At 34.6% G+C, this 12,373-nt stretch carries 16 protein-coding genes; 3 read left to right on the top strand and 13 right to left on the bottom strand.

Annotated elements, in window-relative coordinates; genetic code table 11:
* Positions 1 to 121: 121 nt before the first annotated feature.
* Together rseP and pgsA are read right to left on the bottom strand one after the other, a co-directional pair.
* Positions 122 to 1,174 (bottom strand): RIP metalloprotease RseP, encoded by a 1,053-nt coding sequence (gene rseP / locus QZZ48_RS10075; protein ID WP_294965179.1) that lies wholly within the window; start codon positions 1,172 to 1,174, stop codon positions 122 to 124.
* Positions 1,174 to 1,725, bottom strand: a complete 552-nt coding sequence (gene pgsA, locus QZZ48_RS10070) for a CDP-diacylglycerol--glycerol-3-phosphate 3-phosphatidyltransferase (RefSeq protein WP_294965177.1) — start codon at positions 1,723 to 1,725, stop codon at positions 1,174 to 1,176. Before pgsA ends, rseP begins: the two co-directional genes overlap by 1 nt.
* Before the next feature lie 135 nt (positions 1,726 to 1,860).
* Between pgsA and QZZ48_RS10065 the strand changes: the two genes are divergently transcribed.
* Positions 1,861 to 2,019: a hypothetical protein gene (locus QZZ48_RS10065; protein ID WP_294965174.1), complete on the top strand. Its 159-nt coding sequence runs from the start codon at positions 1,861 to 1,863 to the stop codon at positions 2,017 to 2,019.
* Positions 2,020 to 2,025: 6 nt separating this feature from the next.
* Entirely contained in the window at positions 2,026 to 2,484 is a 459-nt protein-coding gene (locus QZZ48_RS10060; protein WP_366755927.1) for a LysE family transporter, read from the top strand.
* A 14-nt stretch (positions 2,485 to 2,498) separates the two neighbouring features.
* Here the strand turns inward: QZZ48_RS10060 and QZZ48_RS10055 are convergent, their stop codons facing one another.
* A complete protein-coding gene (locus tag QZZ48_RS10055; RefSeq protein WP_294965171.1) occupies positions 2,499 to 2,822 on the bottom strand; it encodes an MTH1187 family thiamine-binding protein in 324 nt (107 codons plus the stop codon).
* Between the two features lie 373 nt (positions 2,823 to 3,195).
* On the opposite strand from QZZ48_RS10055, the gene QZZ48_RS10050 reads away from it, so the two are divergent.
* A complete protein-coding gene (locus QZZ48_RS10050) occupies positions 3,196 to 3,480 on the top strand; it encodes a c-type cytochrome (protein ID WP_294965168.1) in 285 nt (94 codons plus the stop codon).
* A 52-nt stretch (positions 3,481 to 3,532) separates the two neighbouring features.
* Here the strand turns inward: QZZ48_RS10050 and QZZ48_RS10045 are convergent, their stop codons facing one another.
* The 10 genes from QZZ48_RS10045 to QZZ48_RS10000 form a co-directional block, all read right to left on the bottom strand.
* Positions 3,533 to 4,318, bottom strand: a complete 786-nt coding sequence (locus QZZ48_RS10045; RefSeq protein WP_294965165.1) for an enoyl-ACP reductase — start codon at positions 4,316 to 4,318, stop codon at positions 3,533 to 3,535.
* A gap of 2 nt (positions 4,319 to 4,320) precedes the next feature.
* A complete protein-coding gene (dapA, locus tag QZZ48_RS10040) occupies positions 4,321 to 5,214 on the bottom strand; it encodes a 4-hydroxy-tetrahydrodipicolinate synthase (RefSeq protein WP_294965162.1) in 894 nt (297 codons plus the stop codon).
* Between the two features lie 81 nt (positions 5,215 to 5,295).
* Entirely contained in the window at positions 5,296 to 5,751 is a 456-nt protein-coding gene (locus QZZ48_RS10035) for a hypothetical protein (protein ID WP_294965159.1), read from the bottom strand.
* Complete coding sequence (locus QZZ48_RS10030) at positions 5,741 to 6,157, bottom strand: PaaI family thioesterase (protein ID WP_294965157.1); 417 nt, start codon at positions 6,155 to 6,157, stop codon at positions 5,741 to 5,743. Before QZZ48_RS10030 ends, QZZ48_RS10035 begins: the two co-directional genes overlap by 11 nt.
* Before the next feature lie 11 nt (positions 6,158 to 6,168).
* Entirely contained in the window at positions 6,169 to 6,591 is a 423-nt protein-coding gene (locus tag QZZ48_RS10025) for an ACT domain-containing protein (protein WP_294965154.1), read from the bottom strand.
* Positions 6,592 to 7,884, bottom strand: coding sequence for a phenylacetate--CoA ligase family protein (locus QZZ48_RS10020; protein ID WP_294965151.1), 1,293 nt, complete (start codon positions 7,882 to 7,884; stop codon positions 6,592 to 6,594).
* On the bottom strand, positions 7,884 to 8,426 hold the full coding sequence (locus tag QZZ48_RS10015; protein WP_294965148.1) for a 2-oxoacid:acceptor oxidoreductase family protein: 543 nt from the start codon (positions 8,424 to 8,426) through the stop codon (positions 7,884 to 7,886). The genes QZZ48_RS10020 and QZZ48_RS10015 overlap by 1 nt, the downstream gene beginning before the upstream one ends.
* Before the next feature lies 1 nt (position 8,427).
* Positions 8,428 to 10,254, bottom strand: coding sequence for a thiamine pyrophosphate-dependent enzyme (locus QZZ48_RS10010; RefSeq protein WP_294965144.1), 1,827 nt, complete (start codon positions 10,252 to 10,254; stop codon positions 8,428 to 8,430).
* Positions 10,255 to 10,384: 130 nt separating this feature from the next.
* Positions 10,385 to 12,025 (bottom strand): sodium:solute symporter, encoded by a 1,641-nt coding sequence (locus QZZ48_RS10005; RefSeq protein WP_294965141.1) that lies wholly within the window; start codon positions 12,023 to 12,025, stop codon positions 10,385 to 10,387.
* Positions 12,025 to 12,195, bottom strand: a complete 171-nt coding sequence (locus QZZ48_RS10000) for a symporter small accessory protein (RefSeq protein ID WP_294965138.1) — start codon at positions 12,193 to 12,195, stop codon at positions 12,025 to 12,027. The genes QZZ48_RS10005 and QZZ48_RS10000 overlap by 1 nt, the downstream gene beginning before the upstream one ends.
* Between the last annotated feature and the right edge of the window lie 178 nt (positions 12,196 to 12,373).

Below are 12,373 nucleotides of genomic sequence, written 5' to 3'. Positions count from 1 at the left end.
AGACCCTAGGAGACAAAAACTGTTACCACTGGTATCGTAAAGAGGTGAAATAAGAAAACTTGTTTTACTGGTCTTGAAAAAGGGAACCATTATATTCAAGGAAGTAACTTAAAAGTAGTAATTAATTAATCAATCTATTAATATCATTAAAGAGACCAAGTCCCATTAGTGAAAAGAGTATTACCCAACCTGCGATAGTTAGTTTTATGATGATAGCTTCACTAGCTTCTCTTCTAAAGATAAACTCATAAAGGTTAAACATTATATGTCCACCATCAAGTGCTGGAATCGGTAGAAGGTTTAAAACTCCTAGGTTAACTGAGATAAGTGCTGCAAAAAATAGTACACTCATCCATCCTGCATCTGTTGCATCTGATGTTAACTTTACGATGCTTATAACTCCACCTAACTCTTTAGCAGGAACTTCTCCAAGTATAAGCTTTTTAAGTCCTGTAAATATCATAGTAGATGCAAAGATAGTCTGCTCTGTAGCATAAGAAAGAGTCTGGGATGGATTTAACTCAAGCTTGTGAGAAACTCCTGCACTGCCTATTCCTATCATCTTTTTTTGGATGACTTCGTTAAACATATTTGTAGTCTCTTTAATGGCTGGAGTAAGAGTTTTAAACTCTATAAACCCATCTCTTAGAACTTCTACATTTAAAGAACCACTAGAGTGTTCTATGATTTTTGCCATCTCTTTCCATGTAGTAATAGGAGTGCCATTGATAGACTTGATAGTGTCGTTTGTAACAAGCCCAGCAGTTTGTGCAGGTGAGTCTTTAACAACATCTCCAATAACAGGAGAAAGAATATTTGGTCCGCCTAGTGCGATAGTAAAGTAAAGAACAAATGCAAGTACAAAGTTAGCAAGAGGTCCTGCAAAAAGTATAAATATCTTTTGCATAGGAGTCTTTACATTGTAACTGTCTGTATCTAAACTCTTTTTGCTAGGATCAGAATCATCTTGACCTTTCATACGAACATATCCGCCAAGTGGAACTAAAGATATACTCCACTCTGTTCCCCATTTTTTAAATGTAAGTATTCTCTTACCAAAACCAATACTAAATACTTCTACATAAACACCCATCATTCTTGCAGCAAAGTAGTGACCTAGTTCGTGAAAAAATATAAGCGCAGATAGGACTAAAAGTGATACAACAAAACTCATTAGATTTCATCCTTAAGAAGTGCTTTTCTAAAGCCCCAAAGATACTCTAAACCAGAGTAAACAGTAAGTGCAACTGCAAGCCATATAAGTGCATCACCCATAGGCCAATGCATAAGTAAAAAACCGATTGCTATCATCTGAGCAACTGTTTTTATCTTTCCAGCCCATGAAGCTTTTACATCTAGACCTTCGCTAACTGCAACAGTTCTGATACCTGTAATGAAAAGCTCACGAACTATGATTATATAGATAGCCCAAGCAGAAGCTTCGCCCATCATCATCAGACCTAAGAATGCTGCAAGTGTTAGCATCTTGTCTGCAAGTGGATCTAAGATGCCACCAAGCATTGTCATCTGATCCCATTCACGAGCTATATAACCGTCAAAAAAGTCAGTTGCAGATGCTAAAACAAATAGTAGAGATGCGAAGTAGTAGTTCCAAGTAATATGGTAACCGTTGTCAGTAAATATTTCTGGATTTAAAATTACCCAAAACATCAGTGGTGCTAAAAGTATACGAAGTGATGCTAAGGCATTTGGGAGGTTTAACAAAAAAAGTCCTTGAGTTTATAATGACGTGATTTTATCTTTTTTTTGCTAAATTAATGCTCAAAAATTTTGAACAACTGTTTTTGAATGAAATAAATTAGTATAATGCGCTTATAATAAGTACTTAAAGGGATATATATGGATTTTAATATTTGGCCAACAATGTTAATCGCTGCCTTTGCAATTTCAATCTCTCCAGGTGCTGGTGCAGTTGTTTCTATGAACTATGGCCTAAAGTATGGACTTAAAAAATCATATGCCGTAATCCTTGGTTTACAAGTTGGATATATGGCTTAAACCTTTATAGTAGTAATAGGTCTTGGTTCTATAATTGCAAAGTCTGTAATGCTATTTAATATCATCAAATGGATAGGTGTTTTATATTTAATTTACCTAGCTTTATCCAAATTTTTTGAAAAAGTAGAGATTATAGAAGAGGGCGAACAGTTAAAGAGTTTTAGTGCAAAAAAAGCTTTTAGTACTGCGGCACTCATAAACTTAACAAACATAAAAGCAACTGTTTTTTTAGTAGCTTTTGTTCCACAGTTTTTAAATCCAAATGAATCTATATGGTTGCAATTTTTGATAATAGTTTTAACATTATGTATAGCAGATATTATTGTAATGACCGGATACTCATCTATGGCATCTAAACTAAAGTTTTTACTAAGAGATGTAAAAGCTATGAAAATTCAAAATAGAGGCACAGGAGTCTTTTTACTTTTAGCGGCACTATTTGTATCAACCGCTAAAAAGGCATAATAGTAAATAGTATCTTAGTGATTAACTTTTCTATTTAAAGCTTTTTCTACAGATGCTATTTTAGTTTTTAGTCTGTTGTTTGTATTTTTACGTATATCAAACTTTAAAGATGAGTATACTCTTTCGCAGTCACTAAGTTGCTCATATGCTAACTCTACAACAGCTAATGCCTCTTTCATAGTGTTAGTCTCAACTACAGTTCCCATAGGAGTTAGTTGGTAAGATACACCTGATTTATCTATGGCATCTATAATCTTGCTAACTTGCTTAGAAACAGAAGAACCTTCTCTACAATCATCAGAAGTAGGAAACATCGCAAATTCTAGTAATACACTCATATATTTTCCTTTTGTTATATTTCACATTATACATTTGTATTTTCAAAGCAAACTTAACATAATTATAAAACATATCTTAATTTTATCAGCTAACTTTATAATGATTCCATTTTAAAAAGTTAAATCGGATAAAATTACTCCGATTTAATATAATGTCTCGAAGTTAATGTTTAGCAACCAATGAACTTAATTTCTTGTTTCTTCCTCCTTATTTTATGTTAGTTCAAACTCCTGTTAGACACTTTTAATATAAAATTACCCCGTTTTTGTTAATAGTGTCTACTATTTAATCCTATAACACATCATTGAAATACATTCTAAGTACATTAAAGTTTATTTTCACTATAATAATGCAAATCTATAGGAGGATTTAATGAAAAAATCAATTATTTTAGTAGCGTTATTAGGCTTTAGCTCATTAGCTATGGCTGATGCATATCAAAAATGTGTAGTTTGTCACGGTAAAGCTGGGGAAAAAGCGGCACTTGGTGGTAAAAGTAAGGTTATTAAAGACATGAATAAGGCTGATATTGTATCTTCTATGAAAGGTTATCAAGCTGGAACATATGGCGGAGCTATGAAAGCAATGATGGTTCAACACGTTAAAGGCTTATCAGAAGCTGATATTAATGCTATCGCTGAAAAAATAGGTAAATAGTTTTTATTAAGAAAAAGTTTTCACCTCATATGAGGTGAAAATTATTTGTAGTTTATTGAAAAGAAGTTCCACCATCTACAACGATAGTCTGACCCGTTAACCAAGAAGAATTATTTTCACATAAGAATATACAAGCACCAGTAAGGTCCGTTGCATCTCCCATACGACTTAGAGGAGAACGATTTACAACTTCTTGTTTTACTTCCTCATAATTTGGAAATGCTTTTAGTGCATCTGTATCGATTGGACCACCACTTACAGCATTAACACGAATATTTTTCTCACCAAGTTCAGCAGCAGCATATTTTACCATTGTCTCAACAGCAGCTTTATTTGTGCCGTGACCAGAGTAGTTTGGAGTATAAACTAGATTACCAGTAGAACTCATAGAGATTATAGAACCACCATTTCCTGTTGCTTCAATACGTTTAGTAGCTTCTTGAGCTCCTACAACAAAAGCAGAAACTGTAGCTGTATAAATATTTGTAAGACCCTTTGGCTTAAGTCTCATAAATGGAGCAAAACCACCAACCACTGCGCGACCTGAGATGATAGCATTTGAGATGAAAAAATCTAAAGTAGAAAAATCTTCATCAAACTCTTTAAATACATCTTTATAAGTTAATGGTTCTAAGATATCAAGCTTGTAAGCACGAGCTTTAACTCCGTATTTTAGTTTAACATCAGCGATGATTTCAGTTGCAATATCAGCATTTGAAGCATAAGTAAATGCTACATCACAGCCTTTTGCTGCAAATGCATAAACGATTGCTTTACCGATACCACGAGTTCCACCACTAATAAATAGAGTTTTTCCTTGCATTGTCTTTTCGCTCATTCTTATAGTCCTTTAATTTCGTAATTTTTCATAACTTCTTCGATCTTTTTCATATTTTCAACACTTGGAGCAACAAGAGGAAGACGATATTCTAAAGTTTCAATTAACCCAGCGATGTACATAGCTGCTTTTATTGGCACAGGATTTGACTCACAAAACATTACTGAGTTTAGTGGGAAAAGCTTGTCGTTTATAGCTTTTGCTCCTGCAAAATCACCAGCAAGTGCTAGTCTAACTAACTCTGATTTTAAATCAGGCATTAGGTTTGATGTAACAGAAGTGATTCCAGCTCCACCATTTGCAAGCATAGGATAATCAATTGCGTCATCACCAGAAAATACTTTAAGCTCAGGACAACGAGAAAGAAGTTCTACAGTACGCTCTAGTGAACCAGTAGCTTCTTTAACACCATAGATATTTGCACAGTCGTTAAAAAGACGGATAGTAGTATCAGCAGAGATATCAACAGCTGTACGACCTGGTACATTGTAAAGCATAAATGGAAGTTCACTTACAGAGTCTGCAATCGTTTTATAGTGTTGGTATAGACCTTCTTGAGAAGGTTTGTTGTAGTATGGGCTAACAGAAAAGATAGCATCTACTCCACATTTTTGTGCACGTTTAGCTGTATTTATAGCTTCTGCTGTTGAGTTAGAACCTGCACCAGCCATTACTTTAGTATTTGTGCCTTTACAAACTTCAACTGCTATTTCCATACATCTTATATCTTCATCAGATGTAAGAGTAGCACTTTCCCCAGTAGTTCCTACTGGACATACTGCATTTATACTATTGTTTATTTGTCTTTGTATAAGCGCAGCATAAGACTGCTCATCAAGTTTTCCATTTCTAAATGGAGTTATTAATGCTGTCGAAGAACCTGTTACTATATTCATATAATGCCCTTTAATAATAATGTGCAATTATATCGAAAAAGTATTAAAATCTATAGTTAAAATATATATAGTTGTTTAATGTTAAGCGTGTACGAGGTACTCTTGGAAGTATAGTTCTATCTTCTCTTTTGAGTAAGATTTCTCTTTATCTCTAATCCTATAAACTTTTTTGTAAAATATATATTTTTCTATGATATTCATAGTGTGAAATTTGTCATATATTTTAAGTAAAAAGTCACTCTTTATAGATAGATTTTTAGCTTCTAGTGTTATAAAGATTTTGTGTAGGTCTTCTATCTCTTCGATAGTATGAGGATTTATATCTGAGTTTATTATGTAGTGTATTTCTTCAACACTAAAGTCCTTACTAATAGACTTTGAATAGTACTCTAGAAGTATGTTTATCTCTTTATTTCTTTCTTTATTATAGTCGGCATGTTGAAGGTATGCATATAGTTTAGGTTTACTCTTTTGCCAGTTGTAAAGTGTATTTACTTGAACTTCAAATCTCTCACTTATTTCTCTATTATTTAACACTATCTAAAGCCTTTCTTTCGTCTAGTACGTGATAAGTGCCAGTTGCATAAGCAACTAAAGTGTCTTTTGAAAAGATTTCTATAGTTGTAAAGATACTTCTTTTTGATTGGTTTATTACTCTTGCTTCAGCTGTTAAGACTTCATCTCTTGCTGGCTTTAAGTAGTTTATCTTTATCTCGATTGTTACTGCGCTAAAACCTTTATCAAGTACTGAAACAGCAGCATACCATCCACAATGATCAGCCAGTGTAGCAATAGCTCCACCGTGAACTACACCAAAGTGCTGTTTATGGTGTGGTTCTACGTCAAAACCTAGTTGAGCATATCCATCACCTAAGTCTAGGACTTCACCACCGATAAATTTTAAAAAGTCTATATCTTGTTTGTCAATTTCTTGAGCGTTCATTATTTCCCTATTTATACTTCGCTGAGTAAATTAATACCATCAGATTTAAGTGTTTTGATTGCGTGATTTAGCTCTTTATTTGAGACCTTAAATATAAACGCACCAATCTGAGCATTTGAGAGAGTATAAGTGTATTCAATATTGATATTTTCTTTTGCAAGTGCTTTTATAACACTATTAAAACTACCAACATGATCACTTACTTCAACTGCAAATACATCAGTAAAACGAGAAGAAAAACCAGCTTCATCTAAGATGGTTTTTGCCTTGTTTATGTCACTTACCATTAGCCTAAGTATACCAAAATCACTGGCATCTGAGAGGTTAATCGAACTCATAGAGATATTGTTAGATGCAAGAAGTGTTGTTATATCACTTAGTTCACCTTTTTTATTCTCTACAAATATAGATAGTTGTTTTAAAATATTTGACATTTATATCCTTTTGTCTACGACTCTAACAGCTTTACCCATACTTCTTTCAATCGAACGAGGTTCTACAAGTTTAACGTTCGCATTTATGTAAAGATTGTTAGCAAGTGAGTGCTGTATATCTTTTTTGATTTTTTCCATTTCAGCTACAGAGTCACTAAGTACATCTTCATTGACTTCAACTAAAATATCTATCTTATCAAGGTGACCTTTTTTATCTGCAATGATTTGATAGTTTATTGTAACACCTTCTGTATTAGCAATTACGTGTTCAACCTGAGAAGGGTATACATTTACACCGTTTACAATTATCATATCATCAACGCGACCTACGATGCTTTCCATTCTTACAAGAGTTCTTCCACATGCACATGGCTCACGATGAAGTGAAGTAATGTCACCAGTTCTATAGCGAATAATAGGAAGAGCTTGTTTTGTAAGAGATGTAATAACTAACTCACCGCGCTCACCATCTTCTAAAACTTCGCCAGTTTTATGGTCAACTATCTCAGGATAAAAATGATCTTCATTTACGTGAAGAAGTTTAGAGTGTTTACAGTTTGAGCTTACACCGGGCCCGATTATTTCGCTTAATCCGTAAACTTCATGATAATCAATTCCCCAAACACGAGAAACTTCTTCTTTTAGACCCTCACTGGTAGGTTCAGCTCCAAATACTCCAGACTTTAGTTTGAAGTCTTTTAGATAATCATTTCCAGATTTTTTAGCAGACTCGTACATATGAAGAGCAAAAGATGGAGTTGCTGCTAGGATAGTAGCATTGAAATCTTTCATCAACATGATTTGTCTATCTGTAAAACCACTACTCGCAGGAATAGTCGTAGCACCTATCTTTATAGCACCACTGTCAAATCCAAGCCCACCAGTAAAGAGTCCATAACCATAAGCATTATGTACTACATCTTCAGAGGTTGCTCCAGCCATAGCATAAACTCTAGCCATTACTTCATCCCAAATATCCATATCAGCTTGAGTATAACCTACAACAGTTGGTTTACCTGTAGTTCCGCTTGAGCTATGAATTCTAACAACTTCACTCATTGGAACTGTAAATAGTCCAAAAGGGTAGTGGTCTCTAAGGTCTTGCTTCTTTGTAAATGGAAGTTTTTTGATATCCTCAAGAGAAGTGATATCCTTAGGTTTGATTCCCAACTCATCAAACTTCTCTTTGTAGATAGCAGTAAGTTCATACACTCTAGTAACAGTGTCTTGTAGCCTAGAGAGTTGTGTTTGAGCTATCTTTTCTCTAGACTCGCCTTCGATTTTGTTCCACATTACTTTATTTCCTGTGCATCTTTCATCGCTTGATCTAATATAATTATATTTTGTTCTGCAACTTTTGCATTCATTTGCGTGATTGCATCTTTAACTTCTTGTACACTAAATGGAAAAGTTTCATCATTAATCAGTGCAAAACCAAGCATATAAACATTAAGACCTTGAATAGGAAACTCACCATTTTCAGCTTTTTTAAATGCATCTATTTTAGCGAAACCTTTAAAAGGAAGCTTCGGATATTTATCTTTATCTTTTGCATTTGTAACCAATGTTCCATCAAGTTTCAAAAAAGGAAGATTTCTAAGTCCTTCATTTTGCTCTAGAGCAACCATAAGGTCAGCTTGGTTTTTATCAATTACAGGATTTGTGAAGTCACCTATCTTGATATCGCAAGAGACAGAACCGCCTCTTTGACTCATTCCATGATTTTCAGTTCCTAAAAATGCAATGTTACGATTACCAGCACATATAGCTAAAACTTTTACAAGAAAAACAACACCTTGACCACCAAAACCGGCTATTACTATTTGATACTGCATCTTAGTTACCTCTCTTTAAATAGTCTTCATCTTGCACGAATGCATCTGTTGGACAAACAACATCTAAACAACCACCACAGCCAGCACAAAGGAATGGATCTATTTCAATAACTCCATCATAATTATACGACATAGGAGGACATTTATAGATTGTAGTACATTGATCACAAGCTACACAAAGCTCTGCATCTACTTTAGCAAAGATACCTGGAACAAACTCAGGTGCTCTTTCTCTATCTAGTATACAAAACTCTCTCACAACTACAACAGTCGGTCCAGTAGCAGTTTTATGTACATCTTTTACTTTTCTAAAGAAGTCAACATTGTCTTGCATCTCATATGAGTACTGGTGTTCCATACAATCAACTCCCATACCTTCAACAATCTTTTTGATATCTATACTCTTTTTTTCTCTTGCCGCTGTAGTTTGACGACCAGTCATAGCGGTAGTGGAGTTGTCCAGGATTACTAGTATGAACTTATGGTCTTGATAAATTGCATTTAAAAGTGGTGGGATTCCTGAGTGAAAAAAAGTTCCATCACCGATAGTAGCTACTACAGTTTTATCTGGATCACTTATAGAGAATCCACTTGCCATAGAGATACTTGCACCCATACAAAGAATAGAATCAATTGCACCCTGAGCTAAAGCAAGAGTATAACAGCCAATATCCGATGGATAGATAGCTTTTTTCTTTTTAAATACTTTTGTAATCGCATAGTATACATCACGATGTGGACAGCCCGGACAAAGTGCTGGTGGTCTCGGCTCTACTTCAAAGTCTAGTGAAGGAGGAGTAGCATAGATATTTTCACCTTCATAAAGACCGATAGTTTGAAATGCTTTTAAAAGTTCTTCTTTACTCATTTCATCTATTTTATGAATAGAGTTAGTATTTTTACCATATACATTAGGAGCTGCAATCTGCTCTTCAATACATGGGTATGGTTCTTCAACTACTAAAACTTTATCATAAGCTTTAAACTTTTCTCTCATTAGTTCAGTAGGAAGAGGGTAAGGCATAAGAACTTTTACAACATCAGCTTCTAAATTTAGGTCTCTTAGTGTCTCTAATGCAAAACCGTAACCAGTACCACCAGCTATGATAAGAGTTTTAGAACCCTTGCATTTATCAAACTCAGGTTTTAGTAAATTGTCCCAGTTGTACTGAGCTATAGTATCCATACGTTTTAACTGTTCTTTACCTTGAGGAAATCTATCCTTTCTCGGAACTGCACCCCAACGAGGAACATTACGTTGGAACTCACCTTTATTTGGTAAAAAATTAGTTTCTGCATCCATCTCAATGATTTCACGAGCATGACATACACGCATAACAGGTCGAAGCATTACTGGGATTTGAAATTCTTCTGAAAGTTCAACCCCATACTTAGTAAGGTCATAAGCATCTTGAGGAGTTGCTGGGTCTAAAACAGGGATACGTGCAAACTTTGCAAATACACGAGAATCTTGTTCTGTTTGAGAAGAGTGAAAGCCCGGATCATCAGCAGCTATAAGAAGAAAACCACCAAGGTTACCGATGTATGAAGCGCTCATAAGAGGATCACTCGCAACATTTAGTCCAACTTGTTTCATAGTTGCACAGGTTCTTTTTCCTGCAATAGCACCAGCATAAGCTACTTCAAAACCAACTTTTTCATTAGTTCCCCACTCAGCATATACATCTAAGTTAAGTCTGTTTCTTATCTTTTGAACTTCTGTTAGTATCTCACTAGATGGAGTACCAGGATATCCACTAACCATATCAACATTTGCATGGATTAGTCCCCAAGCAATTGCATCATTTCCCATTAATGTTTGTTTCATAAAATTCTCACTTTTCATAATTATTTATCTATAAAAGATTTCTTAATGATAATTTACACAATAATTGTATAATAATTCCTTAAACCTAAGGTAATCTATACAATTATTGAGAAATATCTACACTTTTTTCTTAGTCGTTAAAACACTTATTTAGATGTGCTTCATTCATTTTTTTACTTATCAAAGATACAAGGATTGCTGTGATGATAGATAAAGGAAGAGCAATCATAAGTGCATCTACGAAGATAATATCTCCACTTAGTAGCGAATGCTTTCCAAACATAGCTTTTGAAAGTCCTAGAGATTTTGCTTCTTTGAAGTGAACAAACAAAAGCCAAAAACTAGAAACTAAAAGTCCTACTATCATAGAACTTATTGCTCCAGCCTTTGTCATCCCTTTCCAAAACAGTCCACCTATAAAACTTGGCAAAAAGATACTCGCACAAAGAGCGAAAAATATCGCTGTAGAGCGGGCAATGATAGCCGGTTGATCATCAAAGGCATAAGCAAGACTTACTGAGAAGATAATCATTACAATAACACCAAGTCTAGTAACTGTAATAGAGTTGTGTTTTTTTGTACTTATCTGCTCAAACAAGTCGCGTCCAACTGCAGTTCCCATAGTATGAAATTGAGAAGACAGAGTACTCATAGCCGCAGAGATAAGAGCAAATAAAAATATAAATGCAAACCACTTAGGCATAGCAGTATTTATAAAGTGAGGTATTACCTTACCAATTGAACCAGCACTTTGAAGTGCATTTTTACCCTCATTAAACTCGTAGTACCAAGCGTTTGAAAGTGCTCCAACTATAAAGATGATTCCTGTCATTGCAACTATAAATACAGAACCGATAAGAACTGCACGGTTTAACTCTTGCTTGCTCTTAACAGTCATAAATCTAACTATAAGCTGTGGTTGAGCAAGTACACCAACACCAACACCCATAGTAATAGTAGTGATTACAAATAACCAACCTTTACTTAAAAATATAGGCATAGAGTTCCAACCTTCAAATCCCCAAAGAAGTGAAAGCTTCATCATAAAGTCAGGTGAACCAGGGGCTAACTCTTTTATACTCTTAGATGCAAGCGGGTCGATTACTGTAGCTTGCCAAACATGGTCTAGTTTTGTAAAAGCTGCTTCTACTCCACCAAGTGAGTCAAATGTTACAACCACAAGAATAAGCATCGCTATAAACATGATACTACCTTGAAGTGCATCTGTGAGCATTACACCTTTAAGTCCTCCTGCAATAACATAAGCCGTAATGATGATAGAAAATACCATCAGTGACATATGGTAATCAGTACCGAAGTAAAGAGCGATAAACTGAGTACCACCTATAAGAACCGCAGTTGCGTATAGTGGCATAAAGAGCAAGATGATAGCCGCTCCAAATATCTGGATAAACTTTGAGTCAAACCTTTTTGCAAGTAGTTCTGGAAATGTGTGAGCATTTAGACGGTAACCCATCTTTCTTGTAGGGTTTCCTAAAAATACAAAGGCAATGAAGATACCTACAAAGATGTTAAACACAGTAAGCCAAAGAAGAGAGTTACCAAGCCAAGCAGCAACACCACCAAAACCAACAATAGCCGCAGTTGATATAAAAGTAGCTCCATAACTAAGTGCCATGATAAACGGATGCGTATCACGTCCTGCTACAAGGTAGTCTTCCGTACTCTTAGTCTGCTTATAACCTTTAAATCCTAAGTATCCTAAAACAGCAAGGTAAAGGATGATTATTATATTTTCAAAAATACCCATTATAGTTCATCCTCTATCTCTTTTTCAGTCTTGTTCCACTCTTTAACAAATTGAGGTGGTTTTACATACCCATCTTTGTTCCAGTTTATAACTCCATATAAAACACTGGCTAAGGTGCTAATTATTATGAGAGCAAAAGCTACATTAATGCCAAAGTCAAAATATTCCATTCCTTTCCCCTTATTATTCGTAATATATACAAATATTGTAATTGTAAGTTATTAAATTACAATAATTAGAATTGTTATTGAGTTATTATCGAATCGATACAATTATTGCGAAGATAAGCATAAATTAATATTAAAGCATTATAAAAAGTTATTATTTTTTTTTAAACTGTTCTTAAAG

The sequence above is a fragment of the Sulfurimonas sp. genome, assembly GCF_016744025.1.
In the GTDB taxonomy this organism is placed as follows: domain Bacteria; phylum Campylobacterota; class Campylobacteria; order Campylobacterales; family Sulfurimonadaceae; genus Sulfurimonas.
The sequence above is the reverse complement of the archived record's forward strand: the minus strand, read 5'-3'. Positions and strand labels throughout refer to the sequence as shown.